This window comes from Falsirhodobacter halotolerans (genome assembly GCF_022899245.1).
Taxonomy (GTDB): domain Bacteria; phylum Pseudomonadota; class Alphaproteobacteria; order Rhodobacterales; family Rhodobacteraceae; genus Falsirhodobacter; species Falsirhodobacter halotolerans.
The window spans coordinates 1409553-1430171 of sequence record NZ_JALJAZ010000001.1; the positions used below are offsets into that span (position 1 = coordinate 1409553).

At 65.3% G+C, this 20619-nt stretch carries 17 protein-coding genes; 5 read left to right on the forward strand and 12 right to left on the reverse strand.

The genetic code is table 11. The annotated features are described in order from the left end of the window. Positions 1 to 27: 27 nt before the first annotated feature. The 7 genes from MU449_RS07515 to dusB all read right to left on the reverse strand — a co-directional run bounded on the left by MU449_RS07515 (position 28) and on the right by dusB (position 9952). Complete coding sequence (locus MU449_RS07515) at positions 28 to 1530, reverse strand: potassium transporter TrkG (protein WP_244737409.1); 1503 nt, start codon at positions 1528 to 1530, stop codon at positions 28 to 30. Beyond that, the gene (trkA, locus tag MU449_RS07520; RefSeq protein ID WP_244737410.1) at positions 1530 to 2906 is read right to left on the reverse strand and encodes a Trk system potassium transporter TrkA; all 1377 of its coding nucleotides are present in this window, start codon (positions 2904 to 2906) and stop codon (positions 1530 to 1532) included. Before trkA ends, MU449_RS07515 begins: the two co-directional genes overlap by 1 nt. After that, positions 2903 to 4282, reverse strand: a complete 1380-nt coding sequence (ntrX, locus tag MU449_RS07525) for a nitrogen assimilation response regulator NtrX (protein ID WP_244737411.1) — start codon at positions 4280 to 4282, stop codon at positions 2903 to 2905. Before ntrX ends, trkA begins: the two co-directional genes overlap by 4 nt. Next, positions 4279 to 6501 carry a sensor histidine kinase NtrY-like gene (locus tag MU449_RS07530; protein WP_244737412.1) on the reverse strand — a complete coding sequence of 741 codons (2223 nt, stop codon included), beginning with the start codon at positions 6499 to 6501 and terminating at the stop codon, positions 4279 to 4281. Before MU449_RS07530 ends, ntrX begins: the two co-directional genes overlap by 4 nt. Before the next feature lie 64 nt (positions 6502 to 6565). Continuing rightward, entirely contained in the window at positions 6566 to 7930 is a 1365-nt protein-coding gene (locus MU449_RS07535; protein WP_244737413.1) for a response regulator, read from the reverse strand. Between the two features lies 1 nt (position 7931). Next, positions 7932 to 9029: a two-component system sensor histidine kinase NtrB gene (locus MU449_RS07540; RefSeq protein WP_244737414.1), complete on the reverse strand. Its 1098-nt coding sequence runs from the start codon at positions 9027 to 9029 to the stop codon at positions 7932 to 7934. Continuing rightward, positions 9026 to 9952 carry a tRNA dihydrouridine synthase DusB gene (gene dusB / locus MU449_RS07545; RefSeq protein WP_425310590.1) on the reverse strand — a complete coding sequence of 309 codons (927 nt, stop codon included), beginning with the start codon at positions 9950 to 9952 and terminating at the stop codon, positions 9026 to 9028. The genes MU449_RS07540 and dusB overlap by 4 nt, the downstream gene beginning before the upstream one ends. A gap of 229 nt (positions 9953 to 10181) precedes the next feature. On the opposite strand from dusB, the gene MU449_RS07550 reads away from it, so the two are divergent. Genes MU449_RS07550 through MU449_RS07560 form a run of 3 tightly spaced genes read left to right on the forward strand, consistent with a single transcriptional unit; the run spans position 10182 to position 12287 of the window. Further along, positions 10182 to 11297 (forward strand): bifunctional 2-C-methyl-D-erythritol 4-phosphate cytidylyltransferase/2-C-methyl-D-erythritol 2,4-cyclodiphosphate synthase, encoded by a 1116-nt coding sequence (locus tag MU449_RS07550; RefSeq protein ID WP_244737416.1) that lies wholly within the window; start codon positions 10182 to 10184, stop codon positions 11295 to 11297. 22 nt (positions 11298 to 11319) lie between these two features. After that, on the forward strand, positions 11320 to 11811 hold the full coding sequence (locus tag MU449_RS07555) for a phosphatidylglycerophosphatase A family protein (RefSeq protein WP_244738990.1): 492 nt from the start codon (positions 11320 to 11322) through the stop codon (positions 11809 to 11811). Next, positions 11808 to 12287, forward strand: a complete 480-nt coding sequence (locus tag MU449_RS07560) for a CinA family protein (RefSeq protein ID WP_244737417.1) — start codon at positions 11808 to 11810, stop codon at positions 12285 to 12287. The genes MU449_RS07555 and MU449_RS07560 overlap by 4 nt, the downstream gene beginning before the upstream one ends. Here MU449_RS07560 and MU449_RS07565 read toward each other — a convergent pair. Continuing rightward, on the reverse strand, positions 12269 to 12727 hold the full coding sequence (locus MU449_RS07565) for a type II toxin-antitoxin system RatA family toxin (RefSeq protein ID WP_244737418.1): 459 nt from the start codon (positions 12725 to 12727) through the stop codon (positions 12269 to 12271). The genes MU449_RS07560 and MU449_RS07565 overlap by 19 nt on opposite strands. 110 nt (positions 12728 to 12837) lie before the next feature. Between MU449_RS07565 and MU449_RS07570 the strand changes: the two genes are divergently transcribed. Next, positions 12838 to 13017, forward strand: coding sequence for a hypothetical protein (locus tag MU449_RS07570; RefSeq protein WP_244737419.1), 180 nt, complete (start codon positions 12838 to 12840; stop codon positions 13015 to 13017). Here the strand turns inward: MU449_RS07570 and MU449_RS07575 are convergent. Beyond that, positions 13014 to 14645, reverse strand: coding sequence for an alpha-amylase family glycosyl hydrolase (locus tag MU449_RS07575; RefSeq protein WP_244737420.1), 1632 nt, complete (start codon positions 14643 to 14645; stop codon positions 13014 to 13016). The two genes, MU449_RS07570 and MU449_RS07575, sit on opposite strands and share 4 nt — an antisense overlap. Before the next feature lie 99 nt (positions 14646 to 14744). On the opposite strand from MU449_RS07575, the gene MU449_RS07580 reads away from it, so the two are divergent. Beyond that, positions 14745 to 15668, forward strand: coding sequence for a glucokinase (locus MU449_RS07580; RefSeq protein ID WP_244737421.1), 924 nt, complete (start codon positions 14745 to 14747; stop codon positions 15666 to 15668). Here the strand turns inward: MU449_RS07580 and MU449_RS07585 are convergent. From MU449_RS07585 to glgA, 3 genes are read right to left on the reverse strand one after another with little or no spacing between them, the layout of a single operon-like run. Further along, a complete protein-coding gene (locus MU449_RS07585; RefSeq protein ID WP_280517643.1) occupies positions 15661 to 17280 on the reverse strand; it encodes an alpha-D-glucose phosphate-specific phosphoglucomutase in 1620 nt (539 codons plus the stop codon). The two genes, MU449_RS07580 and MU449_RS07585, sit on opposite strands and share 8 nt — an antisense overlap. 9 nt (positions 17281 to 17289) lie before the next feature. Next, a complete protein-coding gene (glgX, locus tag MU449_RS07590) occupies positions 17290 to 19188 on the reverse strand; it encodes a glycogen debranching protein GlgX (protein WP_244737422.1) in 1899 nt (632 codons plus the stop codon). Beyond that, complete coding sequence (glgA, locus tag MU449_RS07595) at positions 19185 to 20618, reverse strand: glycogen synthase GlgA (RefSeq protein ID WP_244737423.1); 1434 nt, start codon at positions 20616 to 20618, stop codon at positions 19185 to 19187. The genes glgX and glgA overlap by 4 nt, the downstream gene beginning before the upstream one ends. Position 20619: the final 1 nt, after the last annotated feature.

Here is a 20619-nt window from a genome sequence, read left to right on the forward strand (position 1 = left end):
CCGCGGTTTCCAGTGCAAATCCGGGGCTTATCGCCGCCAGCCCGACGGGGCCAGCAAGGCCAGGATCGCAAGCGTCTCCACCCGGCCCAGGATCATGGTCAGGCCCAGGATGATCTTCGCGGGGCCGGATTGCTCGGACCACAGGATCGGCACCTCGCCCGCCACGGTGGCCAGTGGCCCGGTCGTCGTCAGGGCCGACACGGCAAGGATCAGCGCCGGTTCGAAGGGCACGTTGAACAGACCCAGCGTCAACATGGCGACCGTGGCCGACAGGCCGAACAGCATCAGGAAAATCCAAGCGAGATAGGCCCCGTCCCGCCGGATCTGGCGCGCGAACGGCCCCCCGCCGCCGACCGAGGACGGGTGTACGATCCGCTCCATCTCGCGCTGCGCATGGCGCAGAACGGCATAGACACGCAGCAGCGTCACGCCGCCGGCCGCCGTCCCGACCCCCCCGCCGACCACCGCCAGCCCCAGAAGGATAAGCCCCGACGAATCAAGCCCCGACCACCCGCGCGCCACTTCCCACCCCGAGGAGACGTATCCCGTCGTCGTAAGGAAGCTGAGCGTCGTGAACAGGCTGCCCCACAGGGCGTTGATGAATTGCCCCACCCCGCCCGCGTAATCCACCTGCCCGAACCAGTGGCGCAGCACCAGCGCGGTCGGCGCGGTCAGCAGCAGAAGGGCCGCGAACCGGATCTCCGGGTTGTGCCACCAGTTTCGCCCGTGCATCGTCGGATGATAACCGGGCATCAGACGCCGCGTGATGGCCAGGGCGAAGAACACGAAGATCAGCATCTCCGCCCCGATGCGCGGGGTCTGGGACAGATCGACCCCGGGAAAGATGCCCGAGGTCGAGAGGGTTCCCATGGCAAAGGAAAAGGCGTGGAGCCCCGGCTGCCCCGCGACCAGCAAGGCCGCCCACAGCACCGCGGTCAAACCGGCATAGGCCGGAAACAGGCGGCGGAAATGATGGACCAACCGCTCGCGCGGCTCGGCCGCCTCGATCCAGGCGCCAAGGTTCGCGCGGCCCGGGGCGCGGCCCGAGATCACCTCGATCCCGCCAAGGTTCAGCGGCGCCATGATCGCCACCGCGTTCAGGATGACGAAAAAGCCGCCGAGCCACCCCACGATCCCACGCCACAGATGCAGGCTGGGCGACAGGCGATCGGGCGCGTCATAAAGCGTCGCCCCCGTGGTCGTGAAGGAGGACAGCATCTCGAACCACGCGTTCTGGAAGCTGGTGTTCCCGACGGCCCAATGAAAGGGCACCGCGCACAACACCGGCACCAGAAGATAGGCCCCGACGATCGACGCAAGATAGGCCCGCGCCGGATCGCGCGCATGGGTGCCGTGGCTGGCCAACGCGATCATCGCCGTCAGGATCAGCAGCAGCACCCCGCAATAGAAGAACGCGCGGGATGTCTCCATCTCGCCCCGCACCAGGGCGTGGGACGCGGGTGCGAACATGGCCAGGGCGGCGATGCCCATGACCCAGATCATCATCGGAAGCGCCGACAGGCGGGCCATCAGAAGAAATCGATTGTCACTTGCAGCAGGCGCTCCACCTCGGGAACGTCCGCGCTCATCGCGAAGATCGCGATGATGTTGCCTTCCTCGATGCGCAGATCGCCGGCGGGCTTCATGACGACATCGCCCTTCAGCACGCCCCCCACCAGCACACCGTCGGGAAAGTCGATGTCCCGAATCATCCGCCCGGCCAGGGGCGAGGTGGAGAGGACCTGCGCCTCGATCAATTCCGCCTCGGCATCGCCGATGGAGTAGATCTGCCGCACCCGCCCATGCCGGATATAGCGCAGGATGGACGAGACGGTGGTGGCGCGCGGGTTGATATGCGCGTCGATCTCCAGCGGGGCCATAAGGGCGATCAGCGTGGGATCGTTGACAAGGGCGATGGTCAGCGGACACCCCAACTGCTTGGCGCGGACGGCCGTCAGCAGGTTTGTCTTGTCGTCATCGGTCAGCGCCAGCACCGCATCCGCGCGCCCGATATCGGCCTCGGCCAGAAGCTCGCTGTCCATCCCGTCGCCGTTCAGCACGATCGTGTCCGACAGGGCATCGGACGCCACCTCGGCCCGGTCGCGGTTGCGTTCGATCAGTTTGGCCCGCACGCGATGCGACTGCCGTTCCAACGCCTCGGCCACGGCCAGACCCACCGCACCGCCACCGACGATCACCACCTTTTCCTGCCGTTGCAGCGCCTTGCCGAATATCTCCAGCACACGGGCCACGTCATGCGAATGGGTGAAGGCATAGATCGAATCGCCGGCGAACAACTGATCTTCAGGGTCCGGCGCGAACAGTTTGCCGTCGCGGCGGATGCCCACCACGATCGCCCGCAGGGTGGAGAACAGGTCGTTCAACTGGCGCAGCGGCGTGTTCAGGACCGGACAGTCCTCTTCCAACGCGATGCCCAGAAGTTGCGCGCGCCCATCCATGAAACTTTCGGTATCGAACGCGGACGGGGCCGCCAGACGCTGCAAGGCGGCCTCCGCCACCTCCTTCTCGGGCGAAATCACGACGTCGATCGGCATGTGCCCGGACTGGTAAAGATCGGCATAGATGGCGTCGAGATAGCTTTGCGCCCGCAGACGCGCCACCTTGCGGGGCACGCTGAAGATCGAATGCGCCACCTGACAGATGACCATGTTCACCTCGTCCGACCGGGTGGCCGCGATGATCATGTCGGCGTCCTTGGCCCCCGCCCGGTTCAGCACGTCGGGATAGCTGGCGAATCCGATGACCCCCTGAACGTCCAGCGTCTCGGTCGCGCGCCGGACCAGGTCGGCGGACATGTCCACCACGGTCACGTCGTTGCGTTCCCCCGACAGTTGTTTGGCGATCTGCCAGCCGACCTGACCGATGCCGCAGATGATGACCTTCATAGATCGTCCTCGACATCGCGACCCTTGACCACACCCAGCGATTTCAGCTTGCGGTGCAGGGCCGACCGTTCCATCCCGACAAAGCTGGCGGTGCGGCTGATATTGCCGCCGAAACGATTGATCTGCGTCAGCAGATATTCCCGCTCGAACAGCTCGCGCGCCTCGCGCAGGGCCATGGTGGCCAAGGCGCCGCCGATCACCATCCGGCTGTCATTGCCGTTGCCGGCCGTCCCGCCGGGCAATTCGGAGGCCTGGATCGGCCCGCTGCTCTCACCCAAAATCAGCACCCGTTCGATCACATTGCGCAATTGGCGGATGTTGCCCGGCCAATGCATCGTCTGCAACGCCGCTTCGGCATCCGGCGACAGGGCGCGAAGGGGCAAGCCTTGCGTGCTGTGCAACACCTCGATGAAGCTGCGCGTCAGTTCGGAAATATCCTCGCGCCGATCCTCCAGCGAGGGAACGACGATCGGGACCACGTTCAGCCGGTCGTAAAGCTCCTGCCGGAACCGCCCTGCCGAAATTTCGGCCCGCAGATCGCGCGAGGTGGAGGAGATGACCCGAAGATCGACGCGCACCTTCTCCACCCCGCCCACGCGGGTGAATTGCTGCTCCACCAGAACGCGCAGCATCTTCGACTGCGTGCCGGAGGGCATGTCGGCCACTTCGTCCAGATACACGACGCCGCCATGTGCCTGTTCCAGCAGACCCTTTTCCAGACCCCTCTCGGACGTTTCGCGCCCGAACAGGATTTCCTCCATCCGGTCCGGCTCGATCCCCGCCGAGGACACGGTGACGAATTGCGCCTCGGCGCGATTGGAGTTGGAGTGAATGTAGCGGGCCGCCATTTCCTTGCCCGATCCCGCCGGTCCGCTGAGCATCACACGGCCGTTCGACTTCACGACCTTGTCCAACTGCGCGCGCAGCACCTTGAACGCGGGCGACGCGCCAAGCATCTTGGTCGAGCTGACATCCTTGCGCCGGAGTTCGTTGTTCTCGCGCCTCAACCGCGAGGCTTCCATCGCGCGCGTCACCACGACCATCAGCTGGTCGATGTTGAACGGCTTTTCGATGAAGTCGTAAGCGCCCTGCTTGATCGCCGCGACCGCGATTTCGATATTGCCGTGGCCTGAGATGATGACCACCGGCACGTCGGGGTTGTTGCGCTTGACCGTCTTTAGAATGTCGATCCCGTCCATCCGGCTGTCCTTCAGCCAGATGTCGAGGATCACGAGCGAAGGGGCCTCCTTCTCGATCTCGGCCATGCAGTCGTCCGAGTTTCCGGCAAGCCGGATGCTGAACCCTTCGTCCTTCAGGATGTCGCCGACCAGTTCGCGGATATCGCGCTCGTCATCCACGATCAGGATGCTGCTCATTGACCTTCTCCATTCTTGGTGCCCCGACGGGGGGAGCGCGGAAGCCGAATTTCGGCCAGCGCCCCCGCATGGGTATATCCGTCGAACACCGGCGCATCCGTCAGCGACAGGGTGCCCCCATGTTCCTCGACAATCTTCTTCACGATGGCCAGCCCCAGACCTGTCCCTTTTTCTCTGTGGGTGACATAGGGCTCGAAAAGGCGCGATCTATCGGCGGGAAGGCCACTTCCGTTATCCGATATGCGGATCACCGCCGCCTCGTTCTCGGTCACGACGGAAAGACGGATCTGACCCTGATCGGAAAGATTTCCTTTTTTCTGTGCATCTTCAATGGCTTCCCCCGCGTTTTTCAGAAGATTCGTCAGCACTTGCGAGATCATGGTCGGATCCAGATCGACACGAATGGCGCCCTCTGGCGCGGTGACGGAAATGTTCAGCCCCGCCTGAAGGGTCGCCGCCTCGCGCACAAGGCGCGCAAGATCCTCCTCCACCCGCTGGGGTTCGGGCATACGGGCAAAACGCGAAAATTCGTCGATGATGCGCCGCAGGTCGTTGGTCTGACGGACGATCACGTCGGTATATTGCTCCAGATCGCCCGCCATGTCACCCACCACGGGGCGGAACTTGCGTTTGATGCGTTCGGCCGAAAGCTGGATCGGGGTCAGCGGATTCTTGATCTCATGCGCGATGCGGCGGGCCACATCGCCCCAGGCGGCCATCCGTTGCGCGCTGACAAGATCGGTCACATCGTCGAAGGCCACGACATAACCTTCCAGCCCCTCGGCGCTTTCGCGCACGGACATTCGGACCAGCAGGCTTTCCAGACGCCCCTTACGGGTCAGGCGAATTTCCTCCTGCACCGTTCCACCAACCTCTCGCAGCTTTTTGAAAAGATGCGAAAACTCGGGCACCGCCACGTCCAGCGGCACGTCCGAGACCTGCATGTCCAGCATCCGCTGCCCCGCGCGGTTGATGAAGTCGATCCGCCCCCCGGCGGTCAGGCCCATCACGCCCGCCGTCACCGACGACAGAACGGAGTTGAACAGCCGCCCACGCAGTTCGACCTGCATATGGCTGGCCTCGATATCCTCGCGCTGATGCTTAAGTTGTCGGGTCATCTGATTGAAAAGGCGCCCCAAAATTGCGATCTCGTCGTCACCGTTTTCTTCCTTGACCTGCACGTCAAGATCGCCGGACCCGACCCGCTGCGCCGCACCGGCCAGACGCCCCACCGGACCCGCCAAACGTTCGGCGAACCACAGGCCCAACCAAACCGCCGCAAGGATCAGGATCAGCGCAAAACCAAGATAGAGAAGCGCGAATTCGAACAACATCCGCCCCCGATCCGCCTCGAGCTGATGATAAAGACGCACCGTTTCCCGCGTGTCGTCCAGAAGGCTCAGGATCTGGCCATCCACTTCGCGCGTGACGTAAAGGAAGCGGTCCGGGAAGGCGTCCAGCCGCACGATCGCACGGAATTCGTTGTTGGCCCAATCCTGAATCAGGGCCACGCCATCCTGTTGCGCCTCGGCCAGCGCCTGGGGCGTCGGCGGATCGAAATCGAACAGATAGCTGCGCTCCCCCCGGGTTTGCAGCTCCCCCACGCCGTCGATCAGAAAAGCCTCACGCAGACCGCGCTGCACCAATTCCTGACCTTGGCTCAGGATCGGACGCAGTTGGTCGTCCTGCAGGAAAAACGTCGTGCGCTTGGCGGAATCGAGATAGCGCGCAAGGGCCTGCGCATCCTCGGTCAGATCCTGGCGATGCTCCGCCTCATAGGCTTGCGCGGCGCTGAGAGAGTTGCCGACAACCCTCTGCACACGATCGGAAAACCATCCCTCCAGCCCGAAGTTCAAGGTCAGGACGGCGAACACCGCCACAAGGATCGTTGGCACCAGCGCCACCAGTGCGAAGACCCCCGACAAGCGCAGGTGCAACCGCGATCCCGCCGACGCGCTGCGGCGGTCGGCAATGATCTGGGCGACACGCGCCGTCACCAGCGTGGCCACCACCAGCACATAGATCAGATCGGCCAGAAGAATCAGACGCAGGGCGGGCGTGTTGCCCGACAGGTTCATCGGCCCCAGAAACAGCAACGTCAGCGCGGTGAAGATCGGCCCCAACGCCACCAGCACGAAGGTGGACAAGGTCTGCACCCGCCTGTGACGGCGCAGGCGGGACAGGGTCGTGAACATCGTGTTGCGCGCAACGGATCGCAAGAAGCGTCAGGCCCCCGAATGCCGGATGATGGGCACCAACCGCGATGCGCCTTATGTTGCCGTTTTACATCAGCTTGCGGCGGCGTGTCACGCGGATATCCAGATCGGTGATCTTCTTGCGCAAAGTATTGCGGTTGATCCCCAGCAGGTCCGCGCATTTCGCCTGATTTCCCGCCGTGGCATCCAGGGCGATCTCGATCAGTGGCCCCTCCACCTCGCGCAGGATGCGCTGATAGACGCCGGGCGGTGGCAAGGCGCCGCCATGCAGATCGAAATACCGTTTCAAATGCCGCGCGACCGACGCCGAAAGCTTCTCGTTCTCGCCCCCGCCCTTCAGCGGCTCCATCGCCGGTTGCGCACCCAGAACGGCCTCCACCTCCGACCGGGTGATCTCCACCTCGGAGGAAGTGACCATGAGACGGCGGAGCGTGTTTTCCAACTGGCGGACGTTGCCCGGCCAGCCATAGGCGCGGACCAGATCGCGGGCCTCGGCGCTCAGCCGCCGCGCGGCGCCCATGTCGCGTTCGCCCCGCGCCAGGAAATGGTCGGCCAGAAGCGGAATGTCGTCCACCCGTTCGCGCAGGCTGGGCACGTGCAGGGTCACCCCACCCAGGCGATAGAACAGGTCCTGCCGGAAGGCCCCATGTTCCATCCGGGCCGAAAGATCGGATTGCGAGGTGGCCATGATCCGCGGGGCGTTGTTGCCCAACTGGTCCAGAAACCGCACGATCCGGGCCTGCGTCTCGTCGTCGTAATCGGCCACCTCGTCAAAGACCAAGCTGCCCCCCTTGGCCCGCGCCATCAGCGCGCCCACCGCATCGCCGCCGGCCAGATCGGCAGCCTGTGCCACGACGAACGGCTGGTTCCGCCGGTCGGAAAAATCATGGATCGCCTTGGCGATCAGGGATTTCCCCGTGCCGGATTCCCCGGTGATCAGCACCGCCAGATCCGTGTTCATCACCCGCGCCACAAGGCGATAAAGCGCCTGCATCGCCGCCGTGCGCCCCACCAGCGGCAGATCGTCCGTCGCCTCGGCCACGGGGGCCGCGCGCGCGGGCGACCGGCGTTTCTGGTCCAGCGCGCGGGCCGACCGCTTCATCAGGTCCGGCAGATCGAAGGGTTTGGGCAGATAGTCGTAGGCCTCCGCCTCGGCCGCCTGAATCGCCGTCATGATCGTGTTCTGTGCCGAAATCACGATCACCGGCAGACCGGGCCGCAGCTTGGAGATGCGGGGCAGCGCCTCCAGCCCGTTCCCATCCGGCATCACCACGTCCGAGATGACGAGGTCGCCCTTCCCCTCCTCCACCCAACGCATCAGCGTGACGAGCGAGGATGTGGCATGGACCTTGCAGCCCGCCCGCGTCAACGCCTGCGTCAGGACGGTGCGGATCGTGCGGTCGTCGTCAGCAACAAGAATGGTGCCATCCATGTCAGGTCTCCATCGCAAGGGTCGCCTCGCGCGGGGCGACGGGAAGGGATACGCGGAATACGGTGCGCCCGGGGGCGCTGTCGACCGTGATGATGCCGCCGTGATCGGCCACGATCTTGGATACGAGGGCGAGGCCGAGGCCCGTCCCGTTCTCGCGCCCCGAAACGAACGGGTCGAAGATGGCGGCGGCGATCTCGGGCTTGATGCCGGGGCCGTCGTCGATCACCTCCACCTGCAGGGGCAGCGAACTGCCCTGCCCGTCCGCGCGGCGCAGACGGAGCGAGAAGTCGTAGAAGGTGTGCAACCGGATCGTGCCGCCCTGATCGCCCGCCGCCTCCGCCGCGTTCTTGATCAGGTTCAGGAACACCTGCATCAGTTGATCGGGATCGGCGAAGGTCGCGGGCAAGGACGGGTCGTAATCCTCGACTATATGCATGGTGCGGGCAAAGCCGACCATGGCCGACCGGCGCGCGCGGTCCAGCGCGTCGTGGATGTTCACTGCACGGCGGTCGGGCGGGCGCACGTTGCCGAACTGCTCTACCTGCTCCAGCAGTTTCACGATGCGGCGCGTTTCCTCGACGATCAGGTCGGCCAGTTCGCGATCTTCGGCGTTCAGGTTCAACGAGATCAGTTGCGCCGCCCCTGAAATGCCTGCCAGCGGGTTTTTGATCTCATGCGCCAGCATCTCCGCCATGCCGATGGCCGACCGCGCGGCAGAGCGGGAATTGGCGACGCGGCCCAGCCGGTCGGCAATCTCGCGCGGCCAGATCATCACCATCAGCGCCTGCGGCATGTCATTCAGGGGCGCGATCTGAAGGTTGCACTGAATGGGCGCGCGTTCGCCCGTGGTCACGTCCACATCGTTGATGAACACCGCCGACTGATTGGTGCGCACCCGCGCGATGGCTTCTTCCATCGGCGCGTCGATGGACAAGCGGTCCAGAATCGGCTGCCCCAGAAGACTGCGTTCGGATGCGTTCAGGAACGTTTCGGCCACCGGGTTGATGGCCAGAATGCGACCGTCCGGGTCCACGATCATCGCGGGAATCGGCAGGCTGGACCAGATCGTGCCGCCAGGCATGAGGAAGGGCGCCGTCATGCCGCCGCCTGCGTGCCAAGGGCCTGGCGCAGGGCAGACACGACCTGATCGGGGTCGGTCAGATGCAGGATCTGCCCCTTTGGCGCGCCCGCCGCCTCCAGATACCACCCCAGATGCTTGCGCGCGATTCGCACCCCCAGATCCGTGCCATAGAACGCGAGGATCGCGGCGTAATGCCCCGCGATCAGGTCGGCCAGCGCGTCGCCCTGCGGGACGACCGGCGGCGGCGCGCCGAACAGGTGGGCGGCGATCTGCGCCAGCACCCACGGGCGGCCCTGCGCCCCGCGCCCCACCATCACCCCGTCCGCGCCGGACAGGTCCATCGCCTGCGCTGCGCTCTGGGGACCCGTGATATCGCCATTGGCGATGACCGGAATGCGCACCGCCTCCTTCACCGCGCGAATGGCCGCCCAATCCGCGGCGCCCTTGTAGAACTGGCACCGCGTCCGACCATGAATGGTGACCATGCGGATGCCCGCCGCCTCGGCCCGCGCGGCGATGAGGGGGGCGTTGTAGCTGTCATCGTCCCATCCCAGCCGCATCTTCAGCGTGACCGGAACCCGGACCGCCCCGACGACCGCCTCAATCAGGCGCAAGGCCAGATCGGGCTCGCGCATCAGCGCCGACCCGCAGGCCCCGTTTCCGCCGCTGGAGGTCACCCGTTTGGCCGGGCAGCCCATGTTGATGTCGATGATGGCCGCCCCCTGCCCTTCGACATACCGGGCCGCCTCGGCCAGCCAATACGGATCGCGACCCGCCAACTGGACCGAGGTCGCGGCCTGACCGAAGCCCAGCTCCGCCTTGGCGCGTGCGGCGGGTTTGGCCTGCACCACCTCCTGGCTCGCCACCATTTCGGACACGACCAGCCCGGCGCCGAACCCCGCGACCACCTGACGAAACGGCAGATCGGTGATCCCGGCCATGGGGGCCAGCAACACGGGCGGATCGATGGATATGGGGGCGATGTGGATCGACAACTGCTCAAACCTTGGGCGTTAGGGTTCGATTAGGATGAAACACGGGCCATTACAATTTCCGCAGGGCGCAACATCGCCCGTCATCGGCTCGCTTGCCCATATATTAATCATGTTGCCGTATTTTGCGCCAGTTGTTTGTCTTCCCACCCTTCGCAGGGCGTGTCATATCGCTTGAATGACAACCGTTGCCATCATCGTTGCCGCCGGACGCGGCACCCGCGCGGGCGGGGACGGCCCGAAACAGTGGCAACCACTGCTTGGTCGGCCCCTTGTCGCGCATACGATCGACGCGTTTGCCGGAATGGACCGCGTTCTGGTCATCCACCCCGACGACCGCCCCTTGGCCGAAGGTCTGGGTCTGCCGCTGGTAGAGGGCGGAGCGTCGCGCACCGCGTCCGTTCGTCGGGCGCTGGAAGGGTTGCGCGGCACCGGCGTCACCCGCGTCCTGATCCATGACGGCGCACGCCCCCTGGTGTCGCGCGCGGTGATCGACCGGGTTCTTGCGGCGCTGGACCGGACCGCCGGGGCGGCCCCCGCCCTGCCCGTCACCGACGCCCTGTGGCGGGGTCAGGGGGAAGTCACGGGCACCGAAGACCGAACCGCCCTCTGGCGCGCGCAGACGCCGCAAGGGTTTCACTACGACGCGCTGATGGCCGCCTATGACGCCCATCCGCAGGATGCGGCGGACGATGTGGAAATCGCGCGGGCCGCCGGTCTTGACGTCAGCATCGTCTTGGGCTGCGACACGAACATGAAGGTGACATGGCCCGCCGATCTGGCCCGGGCCGAACGAATGTTGAAGGACATGAAAATGGATATCCGCCTTGGCAACGGCTATGACGTGCATCGGTTCGGCACGGGCGATCACGTCTGGCTGTGCGGGGTCAAGGTGCCGCACGGGCGCGGGCTTCAGGGCCATTCGGACGCCGATGTGGGAATGCACGCCCTGACCGACGCGATCTATGGCGCGCTGGCCGAGGGGGATATCGGCCGCCATTTCCCGCCCAGCGACATGAAATGGAAGGGCGCGGCCAGCCACATCTTCCTTGACCATGCGACGAAGCTGGCCCGGGATCGCGGTTTCGATCTGGCCAATTGCGATGTCACGCTGGTGTGCGAATATCCCAAGGTGGGACCACATGCGGCGGCGATGCAAGCGGAATTGGCCCGGATCATGGGGGTGGAGGTCGGTCGTGTTTCGGTGAAGGCGACCACGTCGGAAAAACTGGGCTTTACCGGGCGCGAGGAGGGGATCGCCGCGATCGCCACCGCCGCCCTGATCGCAAGATAATCGAATGTCGCGGGGTGGGATGATGACGCGCTGGATCTGTTTGGGCTTCGGACTGGGCCTGCTGCGCCCCGGGCCCGGCACTTGGGGATCGGCGGCGGCGGTGGTTCTGGGGCTGCTGATCGACCGATTCCTGGGCTTTCCGGTTTTGGTTCTGGCGACCTTGGCCGTCACCGCCCTGGCCTGGTGGGCCCTCCGCGCCGAACTTTCCGCCGCGCATGAAGACCCGTCGGAATTCGTGATCGACGAGGTGGCGGGCCAATGGCTGGCGCTGCTGTTCCCCGCCGCTGCCTTCTGGTCGCGCGGCGTGGAGGATTGGGCGATCCACGCCTATCCCGGCTGGGTCGCGGCCTTCGTGTTCTTCCGCCTGTTCGACATCTGGAAACCCTGGCTGGTCGGGCGCGCGGATCGGGCGGGGGGGCCCGCAGGCGTTCTGGGCGACGATCTGTGGGCGGGCCTGTTCGCGGGCCTTGCGACCATGGTGGCCGCCGCCGTGGCGCATGGGGTCCTGATGTGAGCGGGCGGGCCCTTCATCAGACCGCGCTGGCCAAGGGCATCACCCTTGCCACGGCCGAAAGCTGCACCGGCGGCCTGATCGCGGCGGCGCTGACCGATATCGCGGGATCGTCGGCGGTGTTCGATCGCGGTTTCGTCACCTATTCCAACGCGGCCAAGATCGACATGCTGGGGGTGCGCGCCGCCACACTGGCAGCTGTGGGCGCGGTTTCGGAACAGGTGGCGGCAGAGATGGCCGAAGGGGCGCTGGTCCATTCACGGGCCACCCTTGCCGTCAGCGTGACCGGCATCGCGGGGCCGGGCGGGTCGGATCACAAGCCCGAGGGGCTGGTCTGTTTCGGCGTGGCCACGCGGGATGCCACCCGAACCGAGACGGTGGCCTTCGGGGCCCTCGGCCGCGACGCGGTGCGCCGTGCCGCGCGGGATCATGCGCTGGCCCTGCTGCTGCGGGCGGTCGATCAGGCCGACGCGCCGTAAAGCGCATCCGCCCGCCGCTCGAACGCGCGCACGATACGCTGCATCGCCTCGTTGAAGACGACGCCGATGATGCCTTGCAGGATCGCGTTCTTGAATTCGAAATCGACGAAGAAATCCACCTCGCACCCGCCTTCGGGGCGGTCGCGAAAGGCCCAGGTCGATTTCATGTACTTGAACGGGCCGTCCAGATATTCGGTGTCGATCTTCTTCGCCTCGGGCCACAGGGTGACGCGGCTGCCGAACCTTTCGCGGAACACCTTGAACGAGATGACCAGATCCGCCTCCATCACCTCGCCGCCGCCCTCGATCGGACGGCGCGACCGGATCCGCGCCGCGGAGTTCCACGGCAGGAACTGCGGATAGGAGCCGACATCCGCCACCAGATCATACATCTGCTGCGCCGTGTAGGGCAGGTGGCGGGTTTCCTGATGGGTCGGCATGAAACGCCCTCCGTGAATGCGGGTCGGTTGTCGCGATTTGGGGCGGAAAGCACAAGACCCCCTGCCCCGGCTTCTGAATTCAGGTTAGACTGCCGGGAAATGGAGGCATCATGAATCCGATCTGGCTTGTTCGAATGTCGCAATGGGTGCGCCACCCACCACCCATGTGGAAGGTGCTGCTGGCCCTGGCGGTGATTGCCGCCTGCATCGCCCTGTTCCTGGTGGAGCGATTCGTGGGCTGGCCGGACTGGCTGACCACGAACGGCAAGACCCACCTGCGGGTGCATTAGGCGCGGATCGCAAGGCAGAACTCGAACGCGTCCAGCCGGACCTTGGCGGCGGGCGGCTTTGAGCCCATGTCCGCGCCGATCATCGTCCAGTTGCCTTCGGGCAGACGCGCCTCCACGGTGGAGGTGCCGAGGTTGAAGGCGCAGAAGATCGTCTCCGTCCCCAACCGCAGGAATTGCACCAGATCGCCATTCGTCCACAGCGCGTCCATCGCGCCATGGCGCAACGTCGGATGGTCCTTCCGCAAGGCGATGGCCAGTCGGTAATGCTCCAGCATGGAGCCGACGACCCCTTCCTGACGCTCCACCGCAAGCGGCAGATGCGCGTCCGAAACCGGCAGCCACGGCTTTTGCGCCGTGGAGAAACCGCCCCCGGACCGGTCTTCCCACACCATCGGTGTGCGGGCGCCGTCGCGGCCCTTGAATTCGGGCCAGAACTGCTTGCCGTAAGGGTCCTGAAGGTCATCATAGGCGACCTCCGCCTCCGGCAGGCCCAACTCCTCCCCCTGATAGATGCAGGCCGATCCGCGCAGGCACATCAGCAGCACGGCATAGGCCTTGAGTGCACCCTCGCTCGCCTGCCAGCGGGTCGGCAGGCGCACGGTGTCGTGGTTGGAATAGGCCCAGCACGGCCACGCATCCGGGGCCGCGCGGCTCATCCGGTGAAAGGTGTCTTCAAGGATGGGGGCGGTCAGGCGGGTGGGCTGCAACAGCTCGAACGGATAGCACATATGCACCTTGTCATTGCCCGAGGTGTATTCGGCCATCAGCTCCAGCCCCTTCTGGGCATCGCCGATTTCCCCCACCGCCGCCGCGCCATAAGGTTCCATCACCGCGCGCAGACGGCGCAGGAAATCCAGGTTCTCCGGCTGGTTCTTGTCGAACAGGTGAAGCTGGTGGTTGTAGGGGTTGACCGACGGCGCAATGGAATCGTTGCGCAGCTCGCGCGGCAGCGGCGGGTTGTCGCGCAGATACCGGTCGCAGAAATAGAAATTGATCACGTCGAAGCGGAAACCGCCCACGCCCTTCTTCAGCCAGTATTCCAGCACATCCAGCAACGCCTGCTGCACCTCGTGATTGTGCAGGTTCAGATCGGGCTGCGAGGAGAGGAAATTGTGCAGATAATATTGTTCCCGTCGCGAATCCCATGTCCAGGACGATCCGCCGAACATCGACAGCCAGTTGTTCGGCACCGTCCCGTCCGGCGCGGGATCGGCCCAGACATACCAGTCGGACTTGGCATTATCGCGGCTTTTGCGGCTTTCCTTGAACCAGGCGTGGGTGTCGGCGGTGTGCGAGAACACCAGATCGATCATGATCCGCAGGCCAAGGTCGTTTGCATGGGCGATGACCGCGTCGAAATCCTCGTTCGTGCCGAACATCGGATCGACCGCGCGATAATCCTCCACGTCATAGCCGAAATCCTTCATCGGCGACTTGAAGAACGGGCTGATCCACACCGCATCCGCGCCCAACCGTGCCACATGCTCCAACCGCTGCCGGATCCCCGTCAGGTCGCCGACGCCGTCGCCGCTCGTATCCTGAAAGCTGCGCGGATAGATCTGATAGATCGTCGCCCCGCGCCACCAGTTCCGGTCACCCCAATCCACGGGATTCGCTGCAATTGCCATGCGTTCTCCTTGGCTTGCCTTTGGGTCAACATAAGGCGTCAGTTGGAAGTTGCGAGGGCAGTCGGTGCAAACTAGCTTCTCCGTGAACGGAGGATACATATGCCAGGTCTCAGCCTTGTCGCCGATGTGGGCGGCACCAATTCGCGGATCGCGCTGGCGGAGGATTCGGTCCTGCGGCCCGACACCATCCGCCGCTTTCCCAACGCGGAATTCGCGGGGATCGAGACGGTCATCGCCCGATACCTGGACGAACTGGGTGTGCGGATCGACGCGGCCTGTCTGGCCGTGGCGGGGCCGGTGTCGAACGGGGTCGCGCACCTGACGAATCGCGACTGGACGATCGACGGCGCGCGGATCGCCGCAGCCACCGGGGCCGCGCGCGTCATGGTGCTGAACGATCTGCAGGCGCAGGGGTTCGCCCTGCCGCATGTCGCCGCCGAGGCGCTGCGCACCGTGGTGCCGGGCCGGCCCGCGCCTGTCGGCGCGCCGCGGATGGTGGTCGGGGTCGGAACGGGGCTGAATGTCGCGGCGGTGCATTACGCCTCGGGCGGGGTGGTCGTGCCGCCGGCCGAGGCGGGGCACATCACCCTGCCGGTGCAGACGGCCGAGGATCTGCGCTTGGCCGACTATCTCACCACCCATCACGGCGTTGCCAAGGCCGAGGAAGCGTTGTCGGGGCGCGGCATCTCGGCCCTGCACGGGTTTCTGACCGGAACGCCAAAGCCGTCCGACCAGATCATTCCCGCCATCGGCACCGACCCCGAGGCGACGGAGACCGCACGCCTGTTCCTCCGCCTTCTTGCGACATTCGTGGGGGATATGGCGCTCGTTCACCTGCCCACCGGCGGCATCGCCCTGTGCGGGGGGATGGCGCGCGCCTTCACCCCGCATTTCGAGCCCCTGGGATTCCGCAAGGCCTTTCTGGACAAGGGCGACTTTGCCGCCCTTCTGGAATCGATGCCGGTGCAGGTGCTTGAGGACGACTATGCCGCCCTCATCGGATGCGCCGCCGCGATCAGGTGATCACGTCCGGTTCGGTCCGTCCCGTGAAATGGGTGATCTGCGCCAGTTCGTGCGCGGCGCGGATCACCGAAGCCAGCGCCTCCTGCGGATCGCGGTCGAACCCGGCTTCCGCATATTGCTCCAGATAGACGCGCAGGGTGGCGCCTTGGGTGCCCGTGCCTGACAGGCGCATCACGATGCGGCTGCCATCCTCGAACAGGATGCGCACACCCTGTTTCGACGACACGGACCCGTCCACCGGATCGGTATAGGCGAAATCGTCGGCGGCCGAAATCGTCAGCCCCTCGATCTGCGTGCCCGGCAAACCGGCAAGCGACTTGCGCAGCGAGCCCATCATCAGATCGGCCTTGTCCTTGTCCACCCCTTCGAAATCATGGCGCGAGTAATAGTTGCGCCCGTATTTCGCCCAATGCGCGGCCAGAATGTCCGCCACGGACTGCTTGCGCACGGCAAGGATGTTCAACCACATCAGAACCGCCCAAAGGCCGTCCTTCTCGCGCACATGGTCCGATCCGGTGCCGAAGCTTTCCTCGCCGCACAGGGTCGCGCGGCCCGCGTCCAGAAGATTGCCGAAGAACTTCCAGCCGGTCGGCGTCTCATACGCGGCGATCCCCAGATCGACGGCCACACGGTCCACCGCAGCCGAGGTCGGCATTGATCGCGCCACGCCCGCAAGCCCCTTGGCATACCCCTTGGCAAGATGCGCATTGGCCGCCAGAACCGCCAGACTATCCGAGGGGGAGACATAGATCCCCCGCCCGACAACCATGTTCCGATCCCCGTCCCCGTCCGAAGCGGCGCCGAAATCGGGGGCGTTCGGCCCCATCATCTCGTCCATCAACTCATGCGCCCAGGTGGGGTTCGGGTCGGGGTGCATCCCCCCGAAATCCGGCAGCGGCGTGCCGTGGGTGACCGTTCCCGCCGCAGCCCCCAGACGTCCCTCAAGGATTTCGGTCGCATAGGGGCCGGTCACCGCGCACATCGCGTCAAAGCGCATGGTGAAGCCGCCCGCGAACATGGCACGGATCGCATCGAAATCGAACAGCGTTTCCATCAGCGCGGCATAATCGGCGACGCAGTCCACCACCTCCACCGCCATGCCGCCGATCTCGGTCTCGCCCAAGGCCCCCAGATCGATATCCGCCGTTTCGGTGATGTTGTAGCTGACAAGGACCGACGCCTCGCGGAACATGGCCTCGGTCACGCTTTCGGGCGCGGGGCCGCCGTTGGCCATGTTGAACTTGATGCCGAAATCCTCATCCTCGCCACCCGGATTGTGGCTGGCGGACAGGATGATGCCCCCGTCGGTCTTGCGCTGACGGATCAGGTTCGAAGCGGCCGGCGTGGACAGAACGCCCCCCTGCCCGACGATGACCTTGGCCGCGCCGCTGGCCGCCGCCATGCGCAGGATGATCTGCACGGCCCTGTCGTTGTAAAACCGCCCGTCACCGCCAAGAACCAATGTCTTGCCGCGCACGCCGCCGATCGCGTTGAAGATCGCCTGAACGAAATTCTCAAGGTAATGCGGCTGCATGAAGACGTTGGTCTTCTTGCGCAGGCCCGAGGTGCCGGGCTTCTGATCGTCGAATGCGACAGTCTGAATCGTGGTCATGCAAATGTCCTAGTCGGTGTGCCGGAAAACCAGCACGGAATGAGCGGGGGCTTCAACCCCCCAAATAGGCGCGTCGTCGTGGGGCTGCGTGGAATCGAGGATCAGGCGCCACGGGCGGTCATCGGGCAAGGTGAACGGACAGGCGGGCCCGTTGTTGAAGATCGCGAACAGCGCATCGTCCGTCCCGTTCAGCTCCATCCCCAACGCCCTTCCGTTGACCCAATCGGGCGGATGGCCGTCCGGCCCGCGCCAAAGGATGTCGGGATACCCTGAAGGCGTGAGGTCGCCATGAAGGAACCGCGTCTGGCGCAACAGGGCGCAATCCTCGCGCAGGGCGGCCAACCGCGCGACGAAGCCGCGATGGGCCGCGCCGCCCCAGGCGATCCATCCGATCTCGTTATCCTGGGAATAGGCGTTGGAGTTTCCGTTCTGGCTGTTGCCCATTTCGTCCCCCGCGCGCAGCATGGGAGTTCCCTGGGAGAGGAACAGCGTGGCCAGCATGTTGCGGACACGCAAGTCCCGCGCGGGCGTCAGATCGGCATTCGGCCCCTCGGCCCCCATATTGTCCGACAGCTGGTCGGTGTACTCATGCGCCGCCTCGCGGTTGGCCTCGTTATGCGCGTGACGATAGGTGACAAGGTCCGCCAGGGTGAACCCGTCATGCGCGGTCAGATAGTTGACCGAGGATGTCGCCGGACGCCGGTCGTGATCGAAGAGGCCGGCCGACCCGGACAGGCGGCTGGCCAGCGCCCCGGTCAGCGGTTCCCCCCGCCAGAAGCGCCGCACGTCGTCGCGGAACGTGTCGTTCCATTCGGCGAAGGGCGGCGGAAACTGCCCCAGACGATAGCCGCCGGGGCCGATGTCCCACGGTTCGGCAATCAGTTTCAGATCGCGCAGGATCGGATCCTGCCGGATCGCATCGAAGAACGAGGCGCGGGGCGAAAACCCGTCCGCCCCCCGCCCCAGAACCGTTGCAAGATCGAAGCGGAACCCGTCCACCCCCATCTCCCCCGCCCAGAACCGCAGCGCGTCCATCGCCATCCGCAGCACCGCTGGATGGGACAGATCAAGCGTGTTGCCCGTGCCCGCCTCGTTCAGAAGTCGGCCATCGGCGTGACGGTAATAGCTGGGGGCATCGAGTCCCCGGAAACAGACGGACGGCCCCTCGGCATCGCCCTCGCCCGAATGGTTGAGGACGATGTCCAGAATGACCTCGATCCCCGCGGCGTGCATCCGGCGCACCATCGACCTGAACTGCTCGGGCGTGCCGTAACGCGGATCGGGGGCGAAAAAGCCAAGGGTCTGATAGCCCCAGTAATTGCTCAGCCCCCGTTCGACCACGAACCGATCGTCGATGAAGGCCTGCACCGGCATCAGTTGCACCGCCGTAACCCCCAACCGCTTCAGGTGGCGAACCACATGGGGCGATCCCATGCCCGCAAAGGTCCCGCGCGCATGTTCCGGCACCTTGGCGTTCAGCATGGTCATCCCGCGCACATGCGCTTCATAGATGACGGTGTTTTTCCAAGGAATGTCGGGCCGGTCCTGCATGACCGGAAACCGGTCGCGCACCACGCAGACCGGCATGTCCGCCGCGCCCGCCGGGGCATCCGGCTGAAGGTCGGGCGACCACCGCAGCGGGCCCGTCCACTCCCGCGCATAGGGGTCCAGAAGCTGCCGATCCCGGTTGAACCAAAGACCGCGATCCGGCGCCCATTCGCCCGCGGCGCGAAAGGCATAGGTGGCCCCCACCCCCACCTTCGGTACGAAAACATGCCATATATCGCCGTCCCGCTGCATGGGAAGGACCCGGTCAGGATTGAACAGGCATAGATCGACCGCCTCGGCATGGGCGGAAAAGACGGCGAACCGCGTGCCGCCCCGTTCCGGTGTGGCGCCGAGTTTCATGCCAGAAGATCGGCATAAAGGCGGGAGTAGGCGTCGGCCGATGCCTCCCATCCGACGGGATGACGCATCGCGTTGCGCTGAACCTGCGCCCAGGCCTCCGGATCATGCCACAGGCGGACAAGGCGGCGCAGCGCCCCAGCCAGTGCATCAGCGGTCGTTGGGGAAAAGACGAACCCTGTGGCCACGCCCGCGATCATCGACGCGGGGTTCACGTTGATCACACTGTCGGCCAAACCGCCCACCCCCGCCACGACCGGCAGGGTGCCATAGCGCAGGCCATACATCTGCGTCAGGCCACACGGCTCGAACCGGCTGGGCACCAGAACGGCATCCCCGCCCGAGAACATCAGATGGCTCAACCCCTCGTCATAGCCGACCCGCACGCCCACGCGGTCGGGATAGCGAAGTTCAAGCGCCCGCATCGCCCCCTCCAGCACCGGATCGCCGGCCCCGAGGATGGCGACACCGCCCCCCGCCTCAATGAATTCGGGCAGCACCTCGGGCAGAAGGTCGATGCCCTTCTGGTCCGTCATCCGGCTGACGACGATGGCCAGCGGTCCGGGCACCTCCAGGTCGAAGGCCGCGCACAGCGTCTGGCGGTTCTCGATCTTGCCGCGCAGATTGTCGAAGGCATAGGGTTTGTCCTCGGCCTCGGGCGACCAGACTTGCGTGTCCACGCCGTTCAGAATGCCGCTCACCACCTCGGCCCGTTCGGCCAGCACGCCTTGCAGCCCCATGCCGTATTCGGCGCGCATCAGCTCGATCGCGTAATTCGGCGATACGGTGGTGATCCGGTCCGCCGTCACCAGCCCGGCCTTCAGACTGGACAGCCCATCGTAATATTCCAGCGAATGCACGTGGAATTCATGCGCAGGCAGGCGCAGCGCGTGGATCAGCTCGGCCTTGGCCCAGCCTTGAAACGCGATGTTATGGATGGTCAGGATGCTTTTGCACGTATGCGGCCCGCCCCATGCCAGATAGGCGGGGGCGAACCCGGCCTGCCAGTCGTGGCAATGCATGATCTGCGGCAGCCAACCGTCATTCAACCCTTCCCGCGCGATCCGCGCCCCGATCCACGACAGGGCCGCGAACCGCTGCGGATTGTCCTCCCAATCGCCCTGCGGGCCGGAATAGGGCCCCCCCTCCCGATCATACAGATGCGGCGCATCCAGCAACAGAAAGTCGATGCCGCCCACCTGCCCCGCAAACACCGTGGCGGGGCCGCCCATCAGATCATCCTCGGCAAAGACCGGTTTCATCCCCTCCAGCCGCCACCGCTGATTGCGATAGGCGGGCATGAGAACCCGCATATGCACGTTTTTCGTCATCAGCGCGCCGGGCAATGCCCCCGCCACATCGGCCAAACCGCCGGTTTTCAGAAGCGGCACGCATTCCGACACCACCGAAAGAACCTGTATCGACTTGCTCATC

Coding starts and splice junctions, on each gene's coding strand:
- MU449_RS07565 (WP_244737418.1), bottom strand. CDS start 12,727: ATGCCGACCCATCAGGAAACCCGCCACCTGCCCTACACGGCGCAGCAG.
- MU449_RS07555 (WP_244738990.1), top strand. CDS start 11,320: ATGACGCGCTGGATCTGTTTGGGCTTCGGACTGGGCCTGCTGCGCCCC.
- MU449_RS07570 (WP_244737419.1), top strand. CDS start 12,838: ATGAATCCGATCTGGCTTGTTCGAATGTCGCAATGGGTGCGCCACCCA.
- dusB (WP_425310590.1), bottom strand. CDS start 9,952: ATGGCCGGGATCACCGATCTGCCGTTTCGTCAGGTGGTCGCGGGGTTC.
- MU449_RS07540 (WP_244737414.1), bottom strand. CDS start 9,029: ATGACGGCGCCCTTCCTCATGCCTGGCGGCACGATCTGGTCCAGCCTG.
- MU449_RS07535 (WP_244737413.1), bottom strand. CDS start 7,930: ATGGATGGCACCATTCTTGTTGCTGACGACGACCGCACGATCCGCACC.
- MU449_RS07515 (WP_244737409.1), bottom strand. CDS start 1,530: ATGGCCCGCCTGTCGGCGCTTCCGATGATGATCTGGGTCATGGGCATC.
- MU449_RS07550 (WP_244737416.1), top strand. CDS start 10,182: ATGACAACCGTTGCCATCATCGTTGCCGCCGGACGCGGCACCCGCGCG.
- glgA (WP_244737423.1), bottom strand. CDS start 20,618: ATGAGCAAGTCGATACAGGTTCTTTCGGTGGTGTCGGAATGCGTGCCG.
- glgX (WP_244737422.1), bottom strand. CDS start 19,188: ATGAAACTCGGCGCCACACCGGAACGGGGCGGCACGCGGTTCGCCGTC.
- trkA (WP_244737410.1), bottom strand. CDS start 2,906: ATGAAGGTCATCATCTGCGGCATCGGTCAGGTCGGCTGGCAGATCGCC.
- ntrX (WP_244737411.1), bottom strand. CDS start 4,282: ATGAGCAGCATCCTGATCGTGGATGACGAGCGCGATATCCGCGAACTG.
- MU449_RS07585 (WP_280517643.1), bottom strand. CDS start 17,280: ATGACCACGATTCAGACTGTCGCATTCGACGATCAGAAGCCCGGCACC.
- MU449_RS07580 (WP_244737421.1), top strand. CDS start 14,745: ATGCCAGGTCTCAGCCTTGTCGCCGATGTGGGCGGCACCAATTCGCGG.
- MU449_RS07575 (WP_244737420.1), bottom strand. CDS start 14,645: ATGGCAATTGCAGCGAATCCCGTGGATTGGGGTGACCGGAACTGGTGG.